Below are 24,084 nucleotides of genomic sequence, written 5' to 3' on the forward strand. Positions count from 1 at the left end.
GGGTCTCAGGTTCTCTCTCGGGTGGTCCGGTGCGCGGCTGCGGCCGTGCGGGGCGGGGCGAACGCACACGGACCCGCAGGCGAGCGCCTGCGGGTCCGTGGGTGCCGGCCCCGGATCGGGCCGGCGAATGCCTTACGCGGCGGCCTTGGGCGCGTTCACGTCGGCCGGGAGGGCCTTCTGCGCGACCTCGACGAGCGCGGCGAACGCGTTGGCGTCGTTGACGGCCAGCTCGGCCAGCATCTTGCGGTCCACCTCGATGTTGGCGGCCTTCAGACCCTGGATGAGGCGGTTGTACGTCATGCCGTTCTGGCGGGCAGCGGCGTTGATGCGCTGGATCCACAGCTGACGGAAGTCGCCCTTGCGCTTCTTGCGGTCGTTGAAGTTGTAGACCAGCGAGTGGGTGACCTGCTCCTTGGCCTTGCGGTACAGGCGCGAACGCTGACCGCGGTAGCCGGAGGCCGCCTCGAGGATCGCCCGGCGCTTCTTGTGGGCGTTTACTGCCCGCTTGACGCGTGCCACTTTTTAACTCCTTGTAGCGGGGCCGTGGTTGTCTTCACACGGCCCGAATTCGATGGGGTCCCGGTCTTGACGTCCCGCCCCCGCAGAGGGGCGGAAGGACGTCACTTGCCGAGAAGCTTCTTGATCTTCGCGGCGTCGCCGGGGGCCATCTCCGCGGTGCCGGTCAGGCGGCGGGTGACACGGGACGACTTGTGCTCGAGCAGGTGGCGCTTGCCGGCGCGCTCACGGAGCACCTTGCCGGAGCCGGTGATCTTGAAGCGCTTCTTGGAACCGCTGTGCGTCTTGTTCTTCGGCATAGCGCCGTTATCTCCTCGTCGGTGGCGCTCCCACCGGCCCGCGGGGGGCCGGCTGACGGGAGCGTCATGTTGTGTGGGTGATCCGAGACGGGCTGCCTCGGAATCAGGCCTCGGCGTTCGCCTCGGCAGAGCCGTCGGCGTCGACCTCGGTGGACTCCACCTCGGCGGCCTCGGCCGGAGCGGCCTCGGCGGGGGCACCACCCTGGCGCTCGGCCTTGCGGGCGGCCTGCGCCTCGCGGGCTTCGGCCATCGCCTCGGTCTTCTTCTTGTGCGGACCGAGAACCATGATCATGTTCCGGCCGTCCTGCTTCGGGTTCGACTCGATGAAGCCGAGGTCCTGGACGTCCTCCGCGAGGCGCTGCAGCAGTCGGTAGCCGAGCTCCGGCCGGGACTGCTCGCGACCACGGAACATGATCGTGATCTTGACCTTGTCGCCCTGCTTGAGGAACCGAACGACGTGACCCTTCTTGGTGTCGTAGTCGTGCGGGTCGATCTTCGGCCGGAGCTTCATCTCCTTGATGACCGTGTGCGCCTGGTTCTTGCGCGCCTCACGGGCCTTCATGGCCGACTCGTACTTGAACTTGCCGTAGTCCATGAGCTTGCAGACCGGCGGGCGAGCGGAGGCCGCGACCTCGACCAGGTCCAGGTCGTACTCCTGCGCGAGCTCAAGCGCCTTCGCAAGCGGAACAATGCCCACCTGTTCGCCGCTGGGACCGACGAGTCGCACCTCAGGGACGCGAATCCGATCGTTGATGCGGGGCTCGGTGCTGATGGATCCTCCTCGGTAGCACCACACGGCTGCCTGGTGCAGACAACCGCTGACGTCTTCTGTCGTCAGACCTCAACCGCGGCGGGAAACGAAAAATGCCCCGCCGGGCACAGGCAGGGGCTCCAAAACAACCGGAGCACCGCCGCGTGCGAACCGCGGGGCGCAACTCGGCGGCCTTCCATCGTCCGTACGGAACGATGGATACCGCCTGACCGGATGACCCGCCGCCCCGGAGGGTGGTCGGGTGGGAGATCGGAGCCTCCACTTGTGGGCCGGGCACACAGGTGTCCGGCCGGTCGATGTACATACTACCCCACGCGTGGCAAGGCCGCCGCACGACCTATCGTGGAGCGCATGACTGACGCGACGCCCTCCGATTCCACCACTCCCGACTACGACGAGATGACCCGCGACATCGCGGACGTCCCGGCCGTCGAGGTCATCACCACGGTGGCCGTCCACCTGCTGAGCGCCGCGGCGGTCAACCTGGGCCTGGACAAGCCGGACTCCGAGCACAAGGACCTCGACGAGGCCCGCAAGCTGATCACGGCCCTGGCCGGCCTGGTCAGCGCCAGTGCCACCGAGATCAGCTCCTTCCACGCGGCCCCGCTGCGCGACGGCCTGAAGTCGCTCCAGCTGGCCTTCCGCGAGGCCTCCCTCGTCCAGGACGAGCCGGGCCAGGGCCCGGGCGAGAAGTTCACGGGCCCCGTCTACGCCTGATCCCGTCCCCCCGGATTCCGCTTCGTACGCCGAAGGGCCGCCCGCGAGCTGTCGCGGGCGGCCCTTCGGCGTGGGTACGGGCCCCTCAGCGGGAGAAGAGCGGCTCCCCCGGCGGGACCGGGGCGTCGGCCGGGAGGAGCGCCAGGTCCAGGCCCCGCACGAGGCGCCCGCGCAGGGTCTCGTCCGCCGCGAGGGCCTCGGCCACCCGGCGGGCGGCGGGGCCGACCGGCGCGCCCTCGGACAGCACGATGGCGAGGGTGCCGTCGGCGGCGGCGCCGCCCGGGCCCAGGTGGGCGCGGAGCACGGCCGGCTCGGCGGCCACCGCGGCCCGTACCGCCTCGCGCACGGCGGGGTCGGCCAGCGGGTCGGCGTCCGTGCGCCCCTCGGCCAGCGCGAGCAGCGCGGGGCCGGTCAGCTGGTAGGGGACGGGGCCGGCCAGGTCGAGGACGATCGTGTCGGCCTTCTCGTGCGCGGCGGCGGCCAGGGCCTGGTGCAGCGGGACCGCCACCGGGCGGGCCGCCGGGTCCCACAGCGCCAGCGAGGCGATGGAGGTGAATGCGGGCAGCGCCCGGCGGTTCCCCGCCGTCAGGGTGGGGACGGCCATGTCGCTGGTCTTCTCGCGCTTCAGGCCGGTCTCGGGGTCGGTCTCGACCTCGCCGAGCACCGCCACGACGGGCACCAGCAGCCGGGCGCCCTTCAGGGCCGCCAGCAGCTGCGGCTCGTTCGCCCGGTCCTCGGCCCAGGCGGCCAGGGCCGCGCTCAGCCGGGGGTCGGCGGTGCCGTCGTCGTCGGAGAATCCGGGGTCTGGAATGTTCTTGGTCGCCACAATGGACCGACCCTATCCCGCCGGGGGGAAGGACGGTTCCCCGGCGTCCCGCCGTGCGGCGCGCGGACGCCGGGCCAGTGCGGCGGCCAGCACCAGCAGTGCCGCTCCCCCGGCGGCGGCCGCCGGGGCGGTCGCCCGGGAGGGCCGCGCGGACGCGTGGACCGGGTCGGGGCCGGAGCCGAAGAAGCGCCGCCCGGCCGGGACGGCGGCGGGGGCCGGGGCCTCGGGGCGCAGCGCGCCGGCCGCCTGGAGGGCGGCGACCGGGTCCACGGTGCCGTGGCCCCTGGCGTCGTCGCGGCCGCCGGCCGGGCGGGCGGTGGCGGTGTCCTCCAGCAGCTTCTTGACCTGCGCCGGGGACAGGCCGGGGTGGGCGGCCTTGACGAGGGCCACGGCTCCGGAGACGAAGGCGGCGGCGGCGCTGGTGCCCCAGCCCTCGTAGTAGGCCCGGTCCGGGTCGGCGATGACCACGTCGACGCCGGGGGCGCTGACGGTGGCGTACCAGTGGCGGGTGGAGAAGGGGGCCTTGCGGCCCTGGCGGTCGACGGCTGCGACCGCGATGACCCCGGGGTAGGCGGCGGGGTAGGAGGTGTGGTCGCCGCGCTCCCCGCCGTTGCCCGCGGAGGCGACGACGACCACGCCCTTGCCGAGGGCGTACTGGACGGCCTCGTCCTCGGCGGGTTCGTGGTGGGCGGAGTCGCTGTCGTCGCCGAGCGACAGGTTGATCACGTCGGCGCCGTGGTCGGCGGCCCAGCGGATGCCTTCGGCGAGCGCCCCGGACTTGCTGTCACGGGCCTTCGCGCGCCCCGGGTCGCCCTCTTCGAGGATCACCCGGACGGGGAGGATCCGGGCGTGCGGGGCGATGCCGAGGACGCCCTGGCCGCGGTCGGGGCCGTGTCCGTGGCCCGCGATGATGCTCGCCATCGCCGTGCCGTGGCGGGCCCAGGCGCGGTCGCCGCGGCCCGCGCCCATGCCGACGAGGTCGGTGCCCTCCAGGACCTGGCCGTCGAGGTCGGGGTGGGTGGCGTCGACGCCGGTGTCGAGGACGGCGACGGTGATCCCGTCGCCCTGGGTGGTGCCCCAGGCCTCCTCGGCGCGCAGGGCCAGCAGGCCCCACTGGCGGTCGCGGATGGTGTCGGCGGCCGCGGGCGGGACGGCGACGGCCGCGAACAGCGCCGCCAGCGCCGCGACGGCCCCGGCGGCGCGGAGGGTCCTGCGCGGGGCGGCGGGTGGGGCCGGGCGGGGGGTGGGGTTCATCGGAGGGGCTCCTGGCGCGGCTGCCGGGCGGCGGCGGCCCGTGCGGCGGGGTCGGTGCCGGGCGGCGCGGCGAGGGAGCCGAGGGCGCGTTCGACGCGGACCGCGAGGGCCTTGGCCTCGTGACCCAGGCCCGCTTCGGCGACGGTGCCGGTGGCTCCGGGGCGGGCCGCTTCCTCCGCCGGGACGGGGGCGTCCATGGCGCGGCCGTCGGCGAAGGCGGAGACGGCGTAGACGACGGCGGGGGCCTCGGCGACGACGCCGGCCGTCCAGGCGGCGCGGCGGGAGTCGGCGTACTCGTAGGCGGGCGGGGCGGGGAGGCGGCCGCGCAGGCCGTCCATGGCCCGGGCGTCGGCCGGGGTGAAGACCAGGCCGACGGTGATCAGGGTGCTGCGGGTGGAGTCCGTGTAGGTGGCGCGGAGCACGCGGGTGCAGCCGGTGGCGGTGAGCGCGGCGCGCCAGTCGGCGGGGAGGGCTGCGGCGCAGTCGGCGTCGGGGGCGAGGGCGATCCGGGTCCAGGTGCGGCTCGCGCCGCCGGGGCCGGCCTCGCGGTCCTCGACCACGGGGGGCAGGAGGCCGTCCGCGGGGGCGGTGTGCCAGAGGGCAGCGGCCTGGCGGTAGGCGGCGTCGGGCGGCAGCGGGCGGTGGTCGGCGCGGTACCGGCTCCAGGTGGTGGCGGCGCCTCCGGCGAGGAGGGCGGAGCCCAGGAGGGCGCAGAGGACGGCGGCGGTGACGCGGGCCGGGTGGCTGCGGGGCCGGGGGGCCGGGGGCGCCGGCCGCCCGGAGTCGTCCAGGACCTCGGTCCGTGGTGTCGTCGTGGTCATGCGGCGGCTCCGCCCCCCGTTCCGTACGGCTGCCTGCCCGTACTCTACGGGGCCTTCGCCGCGCCCCGGGCGGGGACGGGTGGGGCCGGGCCGGCCGGACCCCTACCCGTGGGTACGGCCTTCTGGCAAGCTGCCGCCCATGACTTCGGACCGGGCCCGGTACGACCGGGCGACCGCGCACCTCGACGCGCCCCTGGCCATCGTGGATCTGGCCGCCTTCGACGCGAACGCCGGCGATCTGGTGCGGAGGGCCGGCGGGAAGCCGGTCCGGGTCGCCAGCAAGTCCGTGCGGTGCCGGGCGCTCCTGGAACGGGTGCTGGCCCGGCCGGGGTTCGCGGGGATCATGTCGTACACGCTGGCCGAGTCGCTGTGGCTCGCCCGGTCCGGTTTCGAGGACGTGCTGCTGGCCTATCCGTCCGCGGACCGGGCGGGGTTCGGCGAGCTGGCGCGTGACGCGAAGCTCGCCGCGGCCGTGACCGTGATGGTCGACGATCCCGCGCAGCTGGACCTCATCGAGCGCTCGCGGACCGGCGGGGCCGAGGAGATCCGGGTCTGCCTGGAACTGGACACCTCCCTGATGCTGTTGGGCGGCCGGGTCCGGGTCGGGGCGCGGCGTTCGCCCCTGCGGGAGCCGGGGCAGCTGGCGGAGCTGGCGCGGGCGGTGGCCTCCCGGCCGGGGTTCCGGGTGGTGGGGCTGATGGCGTACGAGGGGCACGTGGCCGGGGTCGGGGACGCGGTGGCCGGGCGGCCGGTGCGCTCGCGGATGATCCGGCTGATGCAGGGAGCGGCCCGCAGGGAACTGGCGGCGCGGCGGGCCGAGGTGGTGCGGGCCGTGCGGTCGGTGGTGCCGGACCTGGAGTTCGTCAACGGCGGCGGTACGGGGAGCGTGGCGGAGACGGCCGCCGAGGAGGCGGTGACGGAGATCGCGGCCGGCTCGGGGCTGTACGTGCCGCGGCTGTTCGACAACTACACCTCGTTCCGGGGGCGTCCGGCCGCACTGTTCGCGCAGCCGGTGGTGCGCCGGCCCGGGGTGGGGGTGGTGACCGTGCTGGGCGGCGGCTATCCGGCGTCGGGGGCGGCGGGGGCCGACCGGCTCCCGGTGCCGTACCTGCCCGCGGGGCTGCGCTACGACGCGCAGGAGGGGGCGGGCGAGGTGCAGACCCCGCTGCTGGGCAGCCCGGCCGACGACCTGCTGATCGGCGACCGGGTCTGGTTCCGGCACGCGAAGGCCGGGGAGCTGTGCGAGCGGTTCGAGACCCTCCACCTGGTGGAGGGCGACCGGGTCACGGCGTCCGTCCCGACCTATCGGGGCGAGGGGCGGACCTTCCTCTAGAACACGGTGTCCGCCTGGTCGGGGACGACGCTGGTGTCGGCCCGGCGGACGGGGGCGGGCGTGCCGTCGTGGTCGGTGTAGCCGGTGGTGGAGCAGGGGTAGGGGGTCGTCTTCTGCTTCTTCGGCTCGATGAACATCGGGTTCACGATCCACTTGCCGTCGCTGTTGTCGTAGGCGCGGCACATGAGTTCGTTCTTGTTGCGGTTGACCACCAGGCGCAGGGCGGTGGCGTCGCGCAGGAAGGTGACGTCGGTGTCGGAGTCGCCGGCGGCGAAGACCTGGCGTCGGGCGGCCGGCTGGACCTTCTCGGCGGCCGCGCCGCGGACGCCGAAGACCTCCTTGTTGATCCAGCAGCGCTTGCCGTCCACGTAGGTGATCATCGTGTCGGCGCCGTCGGCGACGGACCCGCAGCCCTGGAGGTGGGGGGTGAGCCTGCCGTCCCGGGTGGTGTTGCGGATGCCGATGACGTGGTCGGCCCCGACGCCGACGCCCTGGGCCCAGACTTCGACGACGGGCTGCGGCGAGGCGGAGCTGATCCAGACGTCGAAGCCGGCGCCCTGGAGGTTCTTGATGAGGTCGCGCTGCTGGTCGTAGTAGCGGACCCAGCCGGTGGCGGTGCCGGTGCCGACCTGCTGTCGGGCGCCGACGGGCGCGGTGAGGTTCTCGGTGCGGGCGGCGGCGGCGAAGCCGCGGACCTGGGGCGCGGTCCAGCCCTGGAGGAGCTGCGGCAGCCAGGCGTAGGCGGGTTCGATGGTGCGGTGGTCCCAGCCGGCGAAGGCGGCGGCGCCGGTGCGGGTGGCGGAGGTGCCGTAGACGGCGTTGATCTCGTCGGCGCAGGCCGCGCCCGCGGGGGTGCCGGTGGGGAGGGCGGCTCCGGGGCGGGCGAGGGGGCCGCAGGCGGTGGTGAGGGCCTCGGCTGCGGCGGGGGTGAGGTAGCGGCTGGTGCCCTTCCAGTCGGCGGGCTGGCGGATCTTCCCGTTGCGCAGGAGCCAGAACATGGTGGCGTCGCCGACGTCGTTCTTGACGACGGTGTTGTCCCAGTCGAAGACGGCGACGGGCTTGGTGCGGCCGGGGCGGTAGGGGTTGCAGCTGCCGTACTGGTCGATGAGCTGCTGGAGCCGGGCCTGGTTGTCCCCGTACCAGCCGGCGGTGAGCTTCGGGGTGGTGCAGGCGGGGTGTGCGGCCTGGGCGGGGGCGGCGGCGGTGAGGGCTCCGGCGGCCATCGCGAGGGCGGCGCCTGCCGCCTGGAGCCGGCGGCGGGTGCTGGGCCGGGTCACGGGGGTGGGCACTCCTGGTTCTCGTACAAGATCGTCGGGGACGGTAGAGCACGACAGCCGGGCGTCGTGCGACGCCCGGCTGTCGTGGGGGTGGTGCCGAGGTGAACGTCGGGTGTTCACGGGGCCCGAAGGCGGAGCCGGCTACAGGGGGGTGACGTACGCGCCGGAGATGCCGCCGTCGACCAGGAAGTCGGTGGCGTTGATGAAGGAGGAGTCGTCGCTGGCGAGGAAGGCGACCGCGGCGGCGATCTCGGTGGGCTCGGCGAAGCGGCCGAGGGGGATGTGCACGAGGCGGCGGGCGGCCCGCTCGGGGTCCTTGGCGAACAGCTCCTGGAGCAGCGGGGTGTTGACGGGTCCCGGGCACAGGGCGTTGACGCGGATGCCCTCGCGGGCGAACTGGACGCCGAGTTCGCGGGACATGGCGAGGACGCCGCCCTTGGAGGCGGTGTAGGAGATCTGGGAGGTGGCGGCGCCCATGATGGCGACGAAGGAGGCGGTGTTGATGATGGAGCCGCGGCCCTGGCGCTGCATGTAGGGGAGGGCGGCCTTGCAGCAGAGGTAGACGGAGGTGAGGTTGACGTCCTGGACGCGGCGCCAGGCGTCGAGCTCGGTGGTGAGGATGGAGTCGTCGTCCGGGGGCGAGATGCCGGCGTTGTTGAAGGCGATGTCGACGGAGCCGTAGGTGTCGAAGGCCGTCTTGAAGAGGGCGTCGACCTGCTCCTTGTCGGTGACGTCGACCTGGACGAAGGTGCCGCCGACCTCCTCGGCGGCGGCCTTGCCGGCGAGGGGGTCGATGTCGGCGCAGACGACGTTGGCGCCCTCGGAGGCCAGGCGGCGGGCGGTGGCGAGGCCGATGCCGCTGCCGGCTCCGGTGATGACGGCGGTGCGGCCGACCAGGCGGCGGCAGACGATCTCTTCGTTGGTCTGGCTGGACATGGGTTCTCAGGCCTCCGTGCTGATGAAGACGTTCTTGGTCTCGGTGAATGCGGTGAGGGCGTCGGGTCCGAGCTCGCGGCCGAGCCCGGACTGCTTGTAGCCGCCGAAGGGGGTCCAGTAGCGGACGCTGCTGTGGGAGTTGACGGAGAGGTTGCCGGCCTGGACGGCGCGGGACACGCGCAGGGCGCGGCCGACGTCGCGGGTCCAGAGGGAGCCGGAGAGGCCGTACTCGGTGGCGTTGGCGAGGCGTACGGCGTCCTCCTCGTCCTCGAAGGGGAGGACGACGGCTACGGGTCCGAAGACCTCCTCGGCGGCCACGGGCGCGGTGGGGTCGACGTCCGTGATCAGGGTCGGCGGGTACCAGAAGCCGGGGCCCTCGGGGGCGGTGCCCCGGACGGCCTTGAGGTCGTCGGTGACGTAGGCGCGGACGCGCTCCAGCTGGGCGGCCGAGATGAGCGGGCCCATCTGGGTCTTCCCGTCGAGCGGGTCGCCCACGACCACCGAGGTGAGGGCCGGGGTGACGAGGTCGAGGAAGCGGTCGTAGACGGAGCGCTGGACGAGGATCCGGGTGCGGGCGCAGCAGTCCTGGCCGGTGTTGTCGAGGTAGGCCATGGGGGCGGCGGCCGCCGCCGTTTCGAGGTCGGCGTCGGCGAAGACGATGTTGGGGCTCTTGCCGCCGAGTTCGAGGGTGACCCGCTTCACCCGGTCGGCGCACTTGGACATGATCTGCTTGCCGACCCGGGTGGAGCCGGTGAAGACGATCTTCGCGACTCCGGGGTGTTCGACGAGGGCGTCGCCGGTGACCGCTCCGTGGCCGGGGAGCACCTGGAAGAGGTGTTCGGGGATCCCGGCGTCGAGGGCGAGTTCGGCGAGGCGCAGCGCGGTGAGGGGGGTGGTCTCGGCGGGCTTGAGGATGACGGCGTTGCCCGCGGCGAGGGCGGGTGCCAGACCCCAGGCGGCGATCGGCATGGGGAAGTTCCAGGGGGCGATCACGGCGATGACGCCGAGGGGTTCGAGGAAGGTGACGTCGATGCCTCCCGCGACGGGGATCTGGCGTCCGGAGAGCCGTTCCACTCCCCCGGCGGCGAAGTCCAGCAGGTCGCGGACGTTGCCCGCCTCCCAGCGGGCGTTGCCGAGGGTGTGGCCGGCTTCGCGGACCTCCAGCCGGGCCAGTTCCTCGAGGTGTCCGTCGACGACCGCGGCGAAGCGGCGCAGGATGCGCGCCCGGTCGGCGGGGGCGGCCGCGGCCCAGCCGCGCTGGGCGGCCGCGGCGCGCGCGACGGCGGCGTCGACGTCGTCCCGTGTGGCGGCCGGGACGGTGGCGACGAGTTCCTCGGTGGCCGGGTTGAGCACCCTCAGGTGGGAGGGGTCCAGCGCTTCGGACACGTGGTGCCTTTCTGGGGTCGGTGCGGGGTGGGCCGGTGCGGGGCGGGCCGGTGCGGGCGCGGGATCACAGGCGTTCGAAGGAGCGGCGCCGTTCCCAGTCGGTGACCGCGGAGTCGTAGGCGTCGAGTTCGACGCGGGCCATGTTGAGGTAGTGGGCGACGACCTCGGGGCCGAAGGCGGCCTTGGCGATCTCGCTGTTCTCCCAGAGTTCCGCGGCCTCGCGCAGGGTGGTGGGGACGTGGGCGAAGTCGGCGGTGTAGGCGTTGCCGGCGCAGGCCTCGGGGAGTTCGAGGCGGTTCTCCACGCCGTAGATCCCGGCCGCGACCAGGCCCGCGACGGCGAGGTAGGGGTTGACGTCGCCGCCGGGGAGGCGGTTCTCGAAGCGCATGGAGCGGCCGTGGCCGACCACTCGGAGGGCGCAGGTCCGGTTGTCGACGCCCCAGGCGACGGCGGTCGGGGCGAAGGAACCCGGGCGGAAACGCTTGTACGAGTTGATGTTGGGGGCGTAGAGAAGGGAGAAGTCGCGCAGCGCCGCCAGCTGGCCGGCCAGGAAGTGCCGCATCAGCGGTGACATGCCCCCTGGTCCGTCCCCGGCCATGGCGTTGTGCCCGTCGGCGTCGGTGAGCGAGAGGTGGATGTGACAGGAGTTGCCCTCGCGCTCGTCGAACTTGGCCATGAAGGTGAGCGAGACGCCTTCCTGGGAGGCGATCTCCTTGGCCCCGGTCTTGTAGACGGAGTGCTGGTCGCAGGTGGTGAGCGCCTCGTCGTAGCGGAAGGCGATCTCGTGCTGGCCGAGGTTGCACTCGCCCTTCGCGGACTCGACGACCAGGCCGGCGGCCTGCATCTCGTTGCGGATCCGGCGCAGCAGGGGTTCGATGCGGCCGGTGCCGAGGACGGAGTAGTCGATGTTGTACTGGTTGGCGGGGGTCAGGCCGCGGTAGTCGGCGTTCCAGGCCTTCTCGTAGGTGTCCTGGAAGACCATGAACTCCAGCTCGGTGCCGACCATGGCGGTGTAGCCGTGTCCGGCGAGGCGTTCGAGCTGGCGGCGCAGGATCTGGCGGGGCGCGGCGACGACGGGCGTGCCGTCGTGCCAGGCGAGGTCCGCGAGGACGAAGGCGCTGCCGGGGTTCCAGGGGATGCGGCGGAGGGTGGCGAGGTCGGGGTGCATGGCGAAGTCGCCGTAGCCCCGGTCCCAGGAGGACATCTCGTAGCCGTCGACGGTGTTCATGTCGGTGTCGACGGCGAGGAGGTAGTTGCAGCCCTCGGTGCCGTGGTCGAGGACCTCGTCCAGGAAGAACTGTGCGGCGAACCGCTTGCCCTGAAGACGTCCCTGCATGTCGGGGAAGGCCAGGACGACTGTGTCGATCTCACCGCTGGCGACGAGGGCGCGGAGCTCCTCGGGCGCGAGCGGCGGCTTGCGGTCTACCACGGGGATCTCTCCTTCGGTGAGCCGAGGAGGCCTAAGGTATTGAACAGAACCATTGCTTGGGAAGGGGCGGAGCCGAGATGACCGGGACGGCGGACGACGGGAGCGCGGTCGCGCGGCTCAATCCCGTGCTGCGACAGGTGCGGGCGGGCAACGGTTTCGAGGAGGCGCTCGAACAGATCCTCCAGGTGGTCCGGCTCGGACTGGTGCCGGGCGGGGAACGGCTGCCGCCGGAGCGGGAGTTGGCGGAGCGGATGGGGATCAGCCGGGTCACCCTGCGCGAGGTGCTGAAGGTCCTCCAGGACCAGGGCCTGGTGGAGGCCCGGCGCGGCCGGTACGGGGGCACCTTCGTGCTGGCCCGCCCCGACACCCCGGCCGGCGGCGCGGAGGAGGAGCTGCGGCGGCGCGTGGCGGGGGTGGACATCGAGGACGTGCTGCGCTTCCGCGAGGTCCTGGAGGTGGGCGCGGCCGGGCTGTGCGCCTCGCAGGGCCTCTCCGAGGGCGGCTCCGAGCGGCTGCTGGCCGCGCTCGCCGCCACCCACGACGCCCCGCTCGCCGAGTACCGCCGCCAGGACACCCTCTTCCACCTGGCACTGTGCGAACTGGCCGGCTCGGCCAGCCTGACGGCCCAGTACGCGGCCGTCCGGGCCCGGGTCAACGACCTGCTGGACTGCATCCCGCTGCTGGTGCGCAACCTGGAGCACTCCCAGCAGCAGCACACCGCGCTGGTGGAGGCGGTGCTGGAACGCGACGCGGAGGGGGCGCGGGCGGTGATGCGCGAGCACTGCTGCGGGACGGCGGCCCTGCTGCGCGGGTTCCTGGCCTGAGGCGGACGGGGCGGGAGAGGTTTTCGTAACCCCTGTTTAACGCAGGGGTCTTGCGCGCTCCACTCCCTTGACGCAAAGGTACGCCTCACAACCATTGCATGCCTCACCCCCCGTTCCCCCGAGGCCCTAGGCAGGAGCGCACATGGCCGAAGAAACCGCATCCGCGCCGCCCCACTCCGCACCGGACGCCGCCTACCTGGAGCGCCGGACCCTGCGCCGCGGCAGCGCGGGCTGGCTGCTGCTGACGGGGCTGGGCGTCGCCTACGTCGTCTCCGGGGACTACTCCGGCTGGAACGTGGGCCTGTCCAAGGGCGGCTTCGGCGGCCTCGCCATCGCCACCGTGCTCATGGGCGCCATGTACGCCTGCCTGGTCTTCTCCCTCGCCGAACTGTCCACGATCCTGCCGACGGCGGGCGGCGGCTACGGCTTCGCCCGCCGCGCGCTGGGCCCCTGGGGCGGCTTCCTCACCGGTACCGCCATCCTCATCGAGTACGTCCTGGCCCCGGCGGCGATCGTCATCTTCATCGGCGACTACGTGGAATCCCTGGGCCTGTTCGGGCTGACCTCCAGCTGGCCGGTCTACCTCGGGTGCTTCGTCGTCTTCATCGGCGTCCACCTGTGGGGCGTGGGCGAGGCCCTGCGCTTCAGCCTGATCGTCACCGCCGTCGCCGTCGCCGCCCTGCTGGTCTTCGCCTTCGGGGCGCTCACCGACTTCGACGCGGGCTCCCTCGACGACATCCCCGTCGACCCCGGCGCCTTCGGGTCCGGCTCCTGGCTGCCCTTCGGCGTCCTCGGCATCTGGGCCGCGTTCCCCTTCGGCATGTGGTTCTTCCTCGGCGTCGAGGGCGTGCCGCTCGCCGCCGAGGAGGCCAAGGACCCGGTCCGCTCCATGCCGAAGGCGCTGGCCATCTCCATGGGCGTCCTCGCCCTCCTGGCCCTGGTCACCTTCTTCGCGGCCACCGGGGCACAGGGCGCCGACGCCGTGAAGTCCGCCGGGAACCCCCTGGTCGTGGCCCTGGAGGGGGACGGCGGCCCGACCGCGCTGAGCCGCTTCGTCAACTACGCGGGCCTGGCGGGCCTCGTCGCCTCCTTCTTCTCCCTCATCTACGCCGGCTCCCGCCAGCTGTTCGCCCTCTCCCGCGCCGGCTACCTGCCGCGCTTCCTGTCGCTGACCTCGAAGCGCAAGGCCCCGTACCTCGGACTGGTGATCCCCGGCGCCCTCGGCTTCGCCCTCGCGGCGGCCACCGGCAACGGGGCGCGGATGCTGAACATCGCGGTGTTCGGGGCGACCATCTCCTACGCCCTGATGGCCCTCTCCCACATCGTGCTGCGCCGCCGCGAGCCCGGTCTGGAGCGTCCGTACCGCACCCCCGGCGGGGTGCTGACCTCGTCCGTCGCCTTCGTCCTCGCCCTGTCGGCGCTGGTCGCCACCTTCCTGGTGGACGTCGAGGCGGCGCTGATCGCCCTCGCCGTGTACGCCGTCGCGCTCGCCTACTTCGCCTTCTACAGCCGCCACCGGCTGGTGGCCTCGGCCCCGGAGGAGGAGTTCGCCGCGCTTGCGGAAGCCGAGGCGGAGTTGACCCGCGACTGAAATCCTGGCCCCGCACCCCCCGCTCCGCTGTCCGGCACCATCCTGGAGGTAACACCGTGCCCAGGCCGCTCATCGGCATCACCACCTACGTGGAGGCGTCCACCCGCTACGGGGTGTGGGACCTCCCCACCTCCCTCGTCCCGTCCGGCTACTACGAACTGGTCCAGGCGGCGGGCGGCGCGGCGGTGCTGCTGCCGCCGGACGAGCCGGAGCGGGCGGCGGAGGTGCTGGGACGGCTGGACGGCCTCGTCGTCTCCGGCGGCCCGGACGTCGACCCGATCCGCTACGGGGCCCCGCGCGACCCCCGTACGGGTGCCCCCGCGACGGTCCGCGACGAGTGGGAACTGGCCCTGCTCCGCGCCGCCCTGGCCGACGGGATCCCGGTGCTGGGCATCTGCCGGGGCATGCAGGCGCTGAACGTGGCGCTGGGCGGCACGCTGGTCCAGCACATCGACGGCCACGTCCACACCCCGGGCGTCACCTCCTGGCACCCCGTCACCCCCGTACCGGGCACCCGCTACGCGGAGCTGGTCCCCGAGGTCGCGGACGTCCCCACCTACCACCACCAGGCGGTGGAGCGGCTCGGCCAGGGGCTGGTCGTCTCGGCGTACGCCGAGGACGGCACGGTCGAGGCCATCGAACTCCCCGACCGGGAGCAGTGGGTCGTGGGCGTGCAGTGGCACCCCGAACGGGACAAGGACACCCGGGTGATGGACTCCCTCGTCGAGGCGGCCGGCGCCCGCCGGGCGGTGCCGGTGTCCTGACGGCGTCCGCGGCCGCGCGGCGGGATGGCCGTCCGCGCGGCCCGCGACCCCGAATGGCCGTCCGGGCGGACGGCGCGCACCCTGGAAGGATGCGGACGGAAGCCCATGAGACGGCGGCCGGCCGGCTGTCCGGGATCCTGGAGAACCCGGTCGTCGGCATGTCCCCGTGGATCGTCTTCTCCCTGCTGGTCGGCCCGGGACGGTTCGAGATCGCCGTCGGGATCGCCCTGGGGATCTCCCTCGTGCTGGTCGTGGCGGGCCGGATGCTGCACCGGGGCAGCTCCTGGAAGCTGCTGGAGCTGGCCGACGTGGTGTTCTTCGCCGCGCTGGCCGTCATCGGCGCCCTGGCCACCGACGGCACGCTGCGCTGGCTGGAGACCTACGCCGGCGAGGTCGCGAGCCTCACCCTGACCGCGATCGCCTTCGGTTCGATGGCGGTGGGGATGCCGTTCACCCTCCAGTACGCCCGCGAGCAGACCGACCCCTCCAAGTGGAGTTCGCCCGTCTTCCTCCGCACCAACTACATGATCACCGGCGTGTGGGGGCTGGCCTTCCTGGTCTCGGCCCTGGCGGGTGGCTTCGGGGACCTGGTGCTGCACGACCCCGACAACATCTGGACGGCCTGGATCGTCCCGATCCTGGCCATCGTCGCCGCCCTGCGGTTCACCGTCTGGTACCCGGAGGTCGTCCGCGCCCGCGCCCGGGGCGAGGAGGGACCGGGCCGGGCGTCCCTGCTGCTGCCGCTGGCGGGGCTGCTGGTGCCGATCGGGATCGCGGTGCTGGTCTTCGACGGCGGGGTGTGGTGGCTGGGCGCGGCCCTGATCGTGGCGGGCGCGCTGCTCACGAAGACGCTCCAGGCCCGCGCCTGACCCGGGCCGCGCCCGGCCGGCTCAGCTGAAGACGACGGAGCGGAGCTTGAGGAGCTCACCGCCGCGGCCCACGAGCGGGCGCAGGGTGAAGAAGTCGCCCTCGCAGTCGGGCTCGGTGAACACCGTGGCCGTCGAGGTGGTCCGGTTGCGCGGGGAGTGCGCGGGCTGGCTGGCGTTGGGGTCGGCCACCTCGGGCAGAGTGATGCACTCCCGGCTCTCGGGGTCGAGCAGGATGCGGATGTGCGTCTTGCCGTCCAGGCCGACGTAGCTGTACTGGAACTCGCCGACGGCGGCGGAGGCGGACTGCGGGACGGCCAGCAGGAGGGTGAAGGCGCCGAGGGCGGCGATGGAGGCGCGGCGGAGTCGCATGGGGATCCTCTCGGGAGGGCAGCCAAACGTGCGGGAGTCACCTTCCCGACGGGCAGGGCCCGCGTCACCGCCGCCCCGCGCCGAATCGATTCCGCGTCACCCGGACGGCCCCGGGGGCGGTGGGCCGCTGCGCGGAGCGGTCCCCTACCCGCCCTTCCACCGTTCCCCGGGCTCCGCCCGGACCCGCACGGGCGCTGCGCGCCCACCGCCTCGGACGCCGGCGTCCGGGGCGCCGGGGGTCTGGGGGCGGAGCCCCCGGGGAACGGGCGAAGGGCGGGGAGGGGACGGCCCCGCGCAGCGGCACCCGCACCGCCGGGCGGCTGGGCCGTCCCTTTCGGATCTTGCCGGGCGGCGCGGGTCAGGCGAGATCCGCAAGGGACGGCCCAGCGGCGGCGGGTCAGCGAGATCCGTAAGACACGGCCTAGCGGCGGCGGGTCAGCGACAGGAGGTCGCGGGCCGGGCCCGCCGGGCGGGTGCCGGTCGGCCAGACGGCGCGCAGCACGCGGGCCAGGGCGGCGCCCGGCACGGGCACCGATACCAGCCGGCGCGCCGCCAACTCCTCCACCAGCGCGAGTTCCGACAGCACGCACGGTCCGGCCCCGCTGAGCGCCGCCGCCTTGACGGCGGTGGTGGAGGCCAGCTCCAGCAGGGGCTGGGCCAGCCCCCCGGACGCGGCGAGCGCGGCGTCCAGGACCTGACGGGTGCCCGAGCCCCGCTCGCGCAGGATCAGCGGGCTGCCGGCCAGCTCCGCCGGGTCCACCCCCTTCGAGCGCCGCGCCCAGGGGTGCGTGGGGGCCACCGCCACCACCAGGCGGTCCTGGGCGATGACGGCCGAGTCCAGGCCGTCCGGCACCGACACCCCCTCCACGAAGCCGAGGTCGGCCTCGTGCGCGAGGACCCGCTGGGCGACGTCCGCCGAGTTCCCCGCGTGCAGGGAGACCGCCGTCCCCGGCCGCTCCCCGCGCAGCGCGATCAGCCAGCCGGGCAGCAGGTACTCGGCGATGGTCATGCTGGCCGCGACCCTCAGCCGCGAGTCCCGCCGCCCGCGCAGCGCCTGCGCGCCCGCGTCGAAGGCCTCGGCGGCCTCGACCACCCGCCGGGCCCAGTCGGTGACCAGCGCGCCCTCGGCCGTCAGCGTCGAGCCGCGCGGGGAGCGGTCCACCAGGGCGACCCCCAGCCGGGTCTCCATCGCACGGATCCGGCTGCTCGCCGCCGGCTGCGTGATGCCGAGCCGGCGGGCCGCGCCGCTCAGGCTGCCGACCCGCGCCACGGCGAGCAGCAGCTCCAGCGCGCCCAGGTCCGGCACGCGGTGTGCGAGCGGAACCGTCTCCTCGTTACCCATAACGTCAGTTTATGGCCTTATAGACGTGCGGCCTCTGCCGTCCGGCCCTGCCCGACGGGACGCTGGACCCATGGCCACCACCGCCCCCGTGCACGTCCGAACCACCGTCCCCGCCGCTCCCCGGGCCCACAAGGCCCCCCGGCTGAGGGACCTCGGCCCCAACTGGTACGCCTCCGTCATGGGCACGGCGATCATCGCCAACGCCGGCGCGACCCTCCCGTACCGGATCCCGGGCCAGCGCGCCGTCTGCGAGCTCCTCTGGGCGCTGTCCGCCGTGGCCCTCGCCGTCCTGCTCGCCGCCCGCGCCGGGCACTGGCGCCACCACCGCGACCGGGCCCGCGCGCACCTCCTCGACCCCGCCGTGGCCCCCTTCTACGGGTGTCTGGCGATGGCCCTGCTGGCCGTCGGCGCCGGCACGCTGATCGTCGGCAAGGACCTGATCGGCACCGGTGCCGCCATCGCCGTGGACACCGTGCTGTTCACCGCCGGTACCGCGGTCGGGCTGGTCATGGCCGTGGTCGTGCCCTACCTGATGGTGGTCCGGCACCGGGTCGAGGCCTCGCAGGCCAGCCCCGTCTGGCTGCTTCCGGTGGTCTCCCCCATGGTCTCGGCCGCCGTCGGCCCCCTGCTGGTCCCCCACCTGCCCGCCGGGCAGCCCCGCGAGGCGCTGCTGCTGGCCTGCTACGCGATGTTCGGCGTCAGCCTGCTGGCCGTCCTGCTGCTGCTGCCCCTGGTCTTCGGCCGGCTGATCACCCACGGGCCCCTGCCCCTGGCGCTGACCCCCGCGCTGTTCCTGGTCCTCGGCCCCCTGGGCCAGTCCACCACCGCCGTCAACCAGCTCGCGGACGTGGCGCCCGGCGCCGTCGACGCCCCCTACGCCGGAGCGCTCGGCGCCTTCGCGGTCGTCTACGGGGTCCCCGTCATGGGCTTCGCCCTGCTGTGGCTGGCCCTCGCCACCGCGATGCTGGTGCGGGCCGCCCGCGAGGGCATGGGCTTCGCGATGACCTGGTGGGCGCTGACCTTCCCCGTCGGCACCTGTGTGACCGGCGCCGCCGGACTGGCCCGCCACACCGGGCTGGACGCCTTCGCCTGGCTGGCCGCGGCCCTGTTCCTGGGCCTGGTCACCGCCTGGGTACTGGCTGCCGTCCACACCCTGCGCGGCCTGTTCGCCGGACGGCTGCTCCCCGCCGCGTAGTCCCCTACCGCGCCGCCCGCACGGCCGCCGCCAGCACCCGCGGGGCTTCCACCAGCGAAGGCCCGTACCAGGTCAGGTGGCGGCCACTGACGAGCGCGGCGGGCAGCCCGGGGAAGGCCTCCGGGCCGTCGTCCGCCGTGAAGCGGTACGGCTCGTCGGGGAGCACCACCAGGTCGCAGCCGCTCCCGGCGAGCTCCTCCACCGGCACCCTCGGGTACCGCTCGGGGTGCCCGGCGTGGACGTTGCGCACCCCGAGGCGGGCGAGGAGGTCGCCCGCGAAGGTGTCCCGGCCCAGCACCATCCAGGGCCGCCGCCAGATCGGCACGAAGGCGGTGAGGTCCGCGGCGGGCTCCACCGCCGCCCAGGCCTCCTCGGCCCGGTCCAGCCACTCGGGCCGCTCCAGCCCCAGCGCCCCCACCAGGACCCGGTCCAGCTCGCCGAAGGCCTGCGGCAGGTCCCGGACCTCGGTGACCAGCACCTCCAGCCCCGCCGCGCGCAGCGCCGCCAGGTCGGGGGCCCGGTTCTCCTCCTCGTTGGCGATCACCAGGTCGGGGCGCAGCTCCGCGACGGCCCGTACGTCGGGGTTCTTCGTGCCCCCGACGCGCACCGCGCCGCCCAGGCCGGCCGCCGGGTGCGTGCACCAGTCGGTGACCCCGGCGAGCAGGCCCGGGGCGCTCACGGCGACCGCCTCGGTCAGGGACGGGACGAGGGAGACCACCCGCACCGGCTCAGCGCCCCGGGGAGGGCGGCTCGGAGGTGGCGTGGATGTGGTCCCCGACGGCGACCACCAGCAGCCGGGTGTCGTCGCTGACGGCCCTCCAGCGGTGGCGCACCCCTCCGGAGAGGAACAGGGCGTCCCCGCTCTCCAGCCGGTAGGCGCGGCCCTCGGCCTCCACCTGGCAGGCGCCGGAGACGACGTACATCAGCTCGTCGTTGCGGTGCTGGTACTCGCGGCCGGCGTCCTGGTCGCCGTTGAACTCCAGCGCGTGCAGCTGGTGGTGGCCCCGGACGAGGGGGCGCACGCCGTTGACGGGCGCGAGCCCGGAGTCGTCCCCGGCCCGCACCAGATCCACCGTGCGGGCGGTGTCGGAGGCGGCGAGCAGGTCGACCGCCGTGGTCTCCAGGGCGTCGGCGACCCGCTCCAGCGAGCGCATGCTGGGGCGGGCCCGCTCGTTCTCTATCTGGCTCAGGAAGGGCACCGAGAGGCCGCTGCGCGCCGACACCGCGGCCAGCGTGAGGTGGAGCGCACGGCGACGCTTGCGCACGGCGACGCCCACCCGCAGCGGCTGCTCCTTGGCGTCCTTCTCCTTGTCGTTCACGTCGGGGTCGTCCGCACCGGGCGCGCCCGCCCGGGCGAAGCCGTATTCCCCGCCGTCCGTGGCGTCCGCGATGTTTCCGTCTTCCTTGCCGTTCATGTCGGGGCTGCCCTCCCCTACCCGTCGTCGCACATCGGTGTGCTGTAAGCACCTTACGCAGCAACCGACCCCGGATTCGCGCGCAAGGGCCCACCGGGCCGTTCCCCGGCCGATTCCGGCACCCGGACCGTCACCCCGAGTGACCGTGACCGGCCCGCCACAGCACACGGTCGCCGTCCAGGATCACCGCGTCGCCGGACGGGCGGACCAGCAGCCGGGCGCCGGGGTGGCCGGCGGTGCCGCTGCTCCAGGCCGTCGCGCCGTCGGCCGTGCGCACGGTGAGTTCGCCGTCGCGGGAGAAGGCGGCCTCGCTGCCCCGGCCGGCGGTGCCGGCGCTCCAGCGGTGGGCGCCGGCGGGCGCGAGGAGGACGAGGTCCCCGTCGTCGCCGAGGGTCAGCCGCGCGGCGCCGGCGTCCAGGACGTCGCCCACGCGCAGGACCGTGCCGGGGTGGACCTCCACGGCGACGTCGAGCCTGCCTTCGGCCAGTTCCCGCAGGGCGGGGATCGAGGGGGTGAAGGCGTAGAGGGCGCCCTCGGTGCGGATGAACCGGCCGAAGCGCAGGGTGGTGGCGCGGCTGCCGCCCCCGGACTCGCTCTCGAAGGCGACGGGTGAACCCGGGCCGAGGACGGGGTCGGCGCCGGTGCGCGGGTTGCGGCCGGCCGGGAAGTCGGTCTCGTTGATCCACTGCTTGGCCACGAACTCGAACTGCTGGACCAGGTCGGCCTGGTAGCCGATGAACACCAGCCCGCGCGAGGCCCCGTTCGTGCCCCGGCCGGGCTCCTGGTCCGGGTCGTACGCGGGCCCGTACGGGATGCCGCGCCGGATGATGCGGTGGCCGTCGGTCACGGCGGGGTCCAGCGGGGGGCGGCCGGGGGCGGGGACGAGGCCGTCGCGGGGGTTGCCCTTGCGGATGTGCGCGAACAGGGGGGTGTGCCAGCCCTGCGGGTCGTCGCGGTACGAGAGGGCGGCCGGGCCGGTGCCGGCGGGGCAGGGCTGTTCGCCGAGCGGGCAGCCCGCGACGGCGGTGCCGCCGGGCCAGCGGCCCACCAGCCGGGCCGCGAGCCAGGTGTCGGTCGCGTCGGCGGGCGCGGCCCCGGCCCGCTTGAGGTCGGCCAGCCGCTCGCGGGCCTGCGCCCACCAGCCGGGGACGTCCTGGGCCAGCCGGCGGACCACCTGGAAGGAGCCCCCGGTGGCCCAGGCGGGCAGCCCGGCGGGCCGCCGGCCGGCCTTCTCCTGTCCCACGAGGAACTCCCCGGCCGGGACCAGCCGGGCTCCCGGCTTGCCCTGGACGGTGGTCCCGGTGGCCGGGTCGGGGGCGTGGAAGCCGCGGACTCCGGGCTGGCTGATGCCGTCGGTGAACCCGAAGTGCTCGTGTCCGCGCAGGGCGCCGGACAGGGTGGCGCCGTCCTGGCGGAAGACGAGCACGCCCTGGGCGGGCCCCAGGGCGTCCTGGTGGCGGTCGACGGCGGCGGCGAGCTTCTCGGGGTCGTCCGCCGACAGGTTGAGGACCGCGTGCACGGCGCGGTGCGGCCCCTCCCCGCCGAACAGCCACGATTCGGGGGAGCTGTCGCCGGTGTCCCCGAGCGCCTCGGCCCGCAGGGCGGGGCCCTGGGCGAAGGCCTCGGCGGTGCTGCCGGGCGGCAGGGCGGGGAAGGGGTCGCGCCCGGCGAGGAAGCGCAGGCCGGCGTGGGTGAGGGAGAGGCCGGTCCACTGCGCCGACAGGGAGGCCGGGTCGAGGCCGCCCGCCTTGACCCGGGCGGCGCTGAACGCGGCGTTGAACCGGGCCATCTCCTCGGTGGTGGAGATCTCGGGCAGCAGCCGGCGCAGCCAGCGGCGGGCCAGGACCGGGTCGCGGAAGCGCAGCAGCAACAGGCAGGCGTGGTCCTTGCGGGAGCCGGCCAGGATGTCGCCCTGGCTGCTGCGGTCGGAGCGCAGGGGCAGCTCGGCGGTGTCGGCGGCGGCCGGCGGCGCCGCCGGGGCCGCCGCCCGCGGGCCCCTGGCCGGGGATGCGGCGGCCGCGGTGTGCGGGCACGCGGCGAGCGCGGCGGCGGCCACCGCCCCGGCCCTGAGGACGGTCCTGCGGGCGGGGGCGGGGGCGGCGGCGGGCGGGGCGGAGGCGGCGTCCATCGGGGCTCCTGGGTGTGGCTCGCGCGGGAACCGGGCGGGGCCAAGCGCCCGTCCGGTGATCCACACCCTCCGCGAGGGAGCACGGGCGCGCGCGCCGGAGGAACTGTTCGAGTGAGCGATCGGCCACCAGGGGTGACGGCCTTCGGCCGGGCGGGGTTGCGGCATCATCGCCTCCATGACCACGACACGACGGCTGATGCTCCTGGACACCGCGTCCCTCTACTACCGCGCCTACTTCGGCGTCCCGGACTCCGTGAAGGCCCCGGACGGCACCCCGGTCAACGCGGTGCGCGGGCTCCTCGACTTCATCGGGCGGCTGGTGCAGGACCATCGCCCGGACGACCTGGTGGCCTGCATGGACGCCGACTGGCGGCCGCACTGGCGGGTGGAGCTGATCCCCTCGTACAAGGCGCACCGGGTCGCGCAGGAGTCGGAGTCCGGGCCGGACGTGGAGGAGACCCCGGACACCCTCGCCCCGCAGGTCCCGATCATCGAGGCGGCGCTGGACGCGTTCGGCATCGCCCGGGTGGGGGTCGCCGGGTACGAGGCGGACGACGTGATCGGCACCCTGACCGCCCGCGCCACCGGCCCGGTGGACATCGTCACGGGCGACCGGGACCTCTACCAGCTGGTGGACGACGCCCGGGCGCGCCGGGTGCTGTACCCGCTCAAGGGCGTGGGCACCCTCCAGGTCACGGACGAGGCCTGGCTGCGCGGGAAGTACGGGGTGGACGGCCCCGGCTACGCGGACCTGGCGCTGCTGCGCGGCGACCCGAGCGACGGCCTGCCGGGCGTTCCCGGCATCGGCGAGAAGACCGCCGCCAAGCTGCTGGACGCCTACGGGGACCTGGCCGGAATCATCGCGGCGGTCGACGACCCGAAGTCGAAGCTGACCCCTGCCCAGCGCAGGCGCCTGGACGAATCCCGCCCCTATCTGGCGGTGGCGCCGAAGGTCGTCCAGGTGGCCTCGGACGTCCCCCTGCCCCCCTTCGACCCGGCCCTCCCACGGGTCCCCGCTCGACCCGAGATGGTCGACGCGCTCGCCCATCGGTGGGGTCTGGGAGGAGCAATGTCACGCCTGAGCAGCGCGCTGCGCCCATGAGGTGATAACTTAGGTAATCCTAAGCTTCGTAAGCGTCAGGGGAGACACCGTGGCAGAAGGACGCGCCCGTACCGTCGGCACCGCAGTCGTCGTACGCACCGAACGGCTGACGCCGCACATGGTCCGCCTCGTGCTGGGCGGAGACGGACTGGCCGGATTCGGCGCGGGCGCGTACACCGACCATTACGTCAAGCTCCTGTTCGAGCCGGAGGGCGTGCGGTACCCGGAGCCCTGGGACCTGGACGTGATCCGCGCCACGCACCACCGGGAGGCCTGGCCCCGCCAGCGTGCGTACACGGTCCGCGCCTGGGACCCGGAGCGGCTGGAGCTGACCCTGGACTTCGTGGTCCACGGCGACGAGGGCCTCGCGGGCCCCTGGGCGGCCCGCGTCCAGCCGGGCGAGTCGGTCCACTTCCTCGGCCCGGGCGGCTGCTACGCCCCGGACCCGGTGGCCGACTGGCACCTCCTCGCGGGTGACGAGAGCGCGCTGCCGGCGATCGCGGCGTCGATGGAGCGCATGCCGCGGGGCGCGCGGGTGCACGCCTTCGTGGAGATCGACGGCCCGGCCGACGAGCAGGACATCGCCACCCCGGACGGCATCACCCCGGTCTGGCTCCACCGGGGCGACCGGCCGGTGGGCGCGGCCCTGCTGGAGGCCGTCACCGGCCTGGACTTCCCCTCGGCCGACGTCCACGCCTTCATCCACGGCGAAGCGGGCTTCGTGAAGGAACTCCGCCGCCACCTGCGCCTGGACCGGGGGGTCCCGCGCGAGCGGCTGTCCATCTCCGGCTACTGGCGCCACGGCGAGACGGACGAGGGCTGGCGCGCGATCAAGCGCGACTGGAACGCCACGGTGGAAGCCGAACAGGACGTCCCCGCAGCGGCCGCCGCCTGACCCCTGCGGGGTGCTCCCCGGGGG

24 protein-coding genes are annotated in these 24,084 nt (G+C 74.4%); 9 read left to right on the top strand and 15 right to left on the bottom strand.

Annotated elements, in window-relative coordinates; all coding sequences use genetic code 11:
- Positions 1 to 132: 132 nt before the first annotated feature.
- The 3 genes from rplT to infC all read right to left on the bottom strand — a co-directional run bounded on the left by rplT (position 133) and on the right by infC (position 1,611).
- Positions 133 to 519 (bottom strand): 50S ribosomal protein L20, encoded by a 387-nt coding sequence (rplT, locus tag AB0469_RS28715; protein ID WP_079425210.1) that lies wholly within the window; start codon positions 517 to 519, stop codon positions 133 to 135.
- A gap of 101 nt (positions 520 to 620) precedes the next feature.
- Positions 621 to 815, bottom strand: a complete 195-nt coding sequence (gene rpmI / locus AB0469_RS28720; protein WP_030387121.1) for a 50S ribosomal protein L35 — start codon at positions 813 to 815, stop codon at positions 621 to 623.
- A gap of 103 nt (positions 816 to 918) precedes the next feature.
- Entirely contained in the window at positions 919 to 1,611 is a 693-nt protein-coding gene (gene infC / locus AB0469_RS28725) for a translation initiation factor IF-3 (RefSeq protein WP_366454349.1), read from the bottom strand.
- A 327-nt stretch (positions 1,612 to 1,938) separates the two neighbouring features.
- Between infC and AB0469_RS28730 the strand changes: the two genes are divergently transcribed.
- Entirely contained in the window at positions 1,939 to 2,304 is a 366-nt protein-coding gene (locus AB0469_RS28730; RefSeq protein ID WP_366454350.1) for a DUF1844 domain-containing protein, read from the top strand.
- An 85-nt stretch (positions 2,305 to 2,389) separates the two neighbouring features.
- Here AB0469_RS28730 and AB0469_RS28735 read toward each other — a convergent pair whose 3' ends face one another.
- From AB0469_RS28735 to AB0469_RS28745, 3 genes are read right to left on the bottom strand one after another with little or no spacing between them, the layout of a single operon-like run.
- Positions 2,390 to 3,130, bottom strand: coding sequence for an SseB family protein (locus AB0469_RS28735; protein WP_366454351.1), 741 nt, complete (start codon positions 3,128 to 3,130; stop codon positions 2,390 to 2,392).
- Between the two features lie 12 nt (positions 3,131 to 3,142).
- On the bottom strand, positions 3,143 to 4,384 hold the full coding sequence (mycP, locus tag AB0469_RS28740) for a type VII secretion-associated serine protease mycosin (protein ID WP_366454352.1): 1,242 nt from the start codon (positions 4,382 to 4,384) through the stop codon (positions 3,143 to 3,145).
- Positions 4,381 to 5,205 carry a hypothetical protein gene (locus tag AB0469_RS28745; RefSeq protein ID WP_366454353.1) on the bottom strand — a complete coding sequence of 275 codons (825 nt, stop codon included), beginning with the start codon at positions 5,203 to 5,205 and terminating at the stop codon, positions 4,381 to 4,383. Before AB0469_RS28745 ends, mycP begins: the two co-directional genes overlap by 4 nt.
- Before the next feature lie 139 nt (positions 5,206 to 5,344).
- On the opposite strand from AB0469_RS28745, the gene AB0469_RS28750 reads away from it, so the two are divergent.
- The gene (locus tag AB0469_RS28750; RefSeq protein WP_366454354.1) at positions 5,345 to 6,538 is read left to right on the top strand and encodes an amino acid deaminase/aldolase; all 1,194 of its coding nucleotides are present in this window, start codon (positions 5,345 to 5,347) and stop codon (positions 6,536 to 6,538) included.
- Here the strand turns inward: AB0469_RS28750 and AB0469_RS28755 are convergent.
- The 4 genes from AB0469_RS28755 to AB0469_RS28770 all read right to left on the bottom strand — a co-directional run bounded on the left by AB0469_RS28755 (position 6,535) and on the right by AB0469_RS28770 (position 11,566).
- The gene (locus AB0469_RS28755; RefSeq protein ID WP_366454355.1) at positions 6,535 to 7,815 is read right to left on the bottom strand and encodes a haloacid dehalogenase-like hydrolase; all 1,281 of its coding nucleotides are present in this window, start codon (positions 7,813 to 7,815) and stop codon (positions 6,535 to 6,537) included. The genes AB0469_RS28750 and AB0469_RS28755 overlap by 4 nt on opposite strands.
- A gap of 141 nt (positions 7,816 to 7,956) precedes the next feature.
- Positions 7,957 to 8,751: a 3-oxoacyl-ACP reductase gene (locus AB0469_RS28760; protein WP_042812402.1), complete on the bottom strand. Its 795-nt coding sequence runs from the start codon at positions 8,749 to 8,751 to the stop codon at positions 7,957 to 7,959.
- A 6-nt stretch (positions 8,752 to 8,757) separates the two neighbouring features.
- Positions 8,758 to 10,137 (bottom strand): aldehyde dehydrogenase family protein, encoded by a 1,380-nt coding sequence (locus AB0469_RS28765; protein ID WP_366454356.1) that lies wholly within the window; start codon positions 10,135 to 10,137, stop codon positions 8,758 to 8,760.
- Between the two features lie 64 nt (positions 10,138 to 10,201).
- Positions 10,202 to 11,566, bottom strand: coding sequence for a glutamine synthetase family protein (locus AB0469_RS28770; protein WP_366454357.1), 1,365 nt, complete (start codon positions 11,564 to 11,566; stop codon positions 10,202 to 10,204).
- Between the two features lie 77 nt (positions 11,567 to 11,643).
- Here AB0469_RS28770 and AB0469_RS28775 point away from each other — a divergent pair, with 77 nt between their 5' ends.
- The 4 genes from AB0469_RS28775 (at position 11,644) to AB0469_RS28790 (ending at position 15,614) form a co-directional block, all read left to right on the top strand.
- On the top strand, positions 11,644 to 12,390 hold the full coding sequence (locus tag AB0469_RS28775) for an FCD domain-containing protein (RefSeq protein ID WP_366454358.1): 747 nt from the start codon (positions 11,644 to 11,646) through the stop codon (positions 12,388 to 12,390).
- Positions 12,391 to 12,532: 142 nt separating this feature from the next.
- Positions 12,533 to 13,981, top strand: coding sequence for an ethanolamine permease (gene eat / locus AB0469_RS28780; RefSeq protein WP_366454359.1), 1,449 nt, complete (start codon positions 12,533 to 12,535; stop codon positions 13,979 to 13,981).
- 56 nt (positions 13,982 to 14,037) lie between these two features.
- A complete protein-coding gene (locus AB0469_RS28785; RefSeq protein ID WP_366454361.1) occupies positions 14,038 to 14,745 on the top strand; it encodes a gamma-glutamyl-gamma-aminobutyrate hydrolase family protein in 708 nt (235 codons plus the stop codon).
- 89 nt (positions 14,746 to 14,834) lie between these two features.
- Positions 14,835 to 15,614 (top strand): hypothetical protein, encoded by a 780-nt coding sequence (locus AB0469_RS28790; protein WP_366454362.1) that lies wholly within the window; start codon positions 14,835 to 14,837, stop codon positions 15,612 to 15,614.
- 21 nt (positions 15,615 to 15,635) lie between these two features.
- Here the strand turns inward: AB0469_RS28790 and AB0469_RS28795 are convergent, their stop codons facing one another.
- Positions 15,636 to 15,983 carry a hypothetical protein gene (locus tag AB0469_RS28795; protein WP_366454363.1) on the bottom strand — a complete coding sequence of 116 codons (348 nt, stop codon included), beginning with the start codon at positions 15,981 to 15,983 and terminating at the stop codon, positions 15,636 to 15,638.
- 421 nt (positions 15,984 to 16,404) lie between these two features.
- Positions 16,405 to 17,325 carry a LysR family transcriptional regulator gene (locus AB0469_RS28800; RefSeq protein WP_366454364.1) on the bottom strand — a complete coding sequence of 307 codons (921 nt, stop codon included), beginning with the start codon at positions 17,323 to 17,325 and terminating at the stop codon, positions 16,405 to 16,407.
- A gap of 70 nt (positions 17,326 to 17,395) precedes the next feature.
- On the opposite strand from AB0469_RS28800, the gene AB0469_RS28805 reads away from it, so the two are divergent.
- A complete protein-coding gene (locus tag AB0469_RS28805) occupies positions 17,396 to 18,520 on the top strand; it encodes a TDT family transporter (protein WP_366454365.1) in 1,125 nt (374 codons plus the stop codon).
- A gap of 4 nt (positions 18,521 to 18,524) precedes the next feature.
- Here the strand turns inward: AB0469_RS28805 and AB0469_RS28810 are convergent, their stop codons facing one another.
- From AB0469_RS28810 to AB0469_RS28820, 3 genes are all read right to left on the bottom strand, one after another.
- The gene (locus AB0469_RS28810; protein ID WP_366454366.1) at positions 18,525 to 19,244 is read right to left on the bottom strand and encodes a helical backbone metal receptor; all 720 of its coding nucleotides are present in this window, start codon (positions 19,242 to 19,244) and stop codon (positions 18,525 to 18,527) included.
- 4 nt (positions 19,245 to 19,248) lie between these two features.
- Positions 19,249 to 19,935, bottom strand: a complete 687-nt coding sequence (locus tag AB0469_RS28815) for an XRE family transcriptional regulator (RefSeq protein ID WP_366454367.1) — start codon at positions 19,933 to 19,935, stop codon at positions 19,249 to 19,251.
- A gap of 130 nt (positions 19,936 to 20,065) precedes the next feature.
- Complete coding sequence (locus AB0469_RS28820) at positions 20,066 to 22,063, bottom strand: Dyp-type peroxidase (protein WP_366454368.1); 1,998 nt, start codon at positions 22,061 to 22,063, stop codon at positions 20,066 to 20,068.
- Between the two features lie 196 nt (positions 22,064 to 22,259).
- Between AB0469_RS28820 and AB0469_RS28825 the strand changes: the two genes are divergently transcribed.
- Both AB0469_RS28825 and AB0469_RS28830 read left to right on the top strand, forming a co-directional pair.
- Positions 22,260 to 23,165 carry a 5'-3' exonuclease gene (locus tag AB0469_RS28825; protein ID WP_366454396.1) on the top strand — a complete coding sequence of 302 codons (906 nt, stop codon included), beginning with the start codon at positions 22,260 to 22,262 and terminating at the stop codon, positions 23,163 to 23,165.
- Between the two features lie 49 nt (positions 23,166 to 23,214).
- A complete protein-coding gene (locus tag AB0469_RS28830; RefSeq protein WP_366454369.1) occupies positions 23,215 to 24,060 on the top strand; it encodes a siderophore-interacting protein in 846 nt (281 codons plus the stop codon).
- The last annotated feature ends 24 nt before the right edge of the window (positions 24,061 to 24,084 follow it).

Source organism: Streptomyces sp. NPDC093801, from assembly GCF_040701585.1.
In the GTDB taxonomy this organism is placed as follows: Bacteria; Actinomycetota; Actinomycetes; order Streptomycetales; family Streptomycetaceae; genus Streptomyces.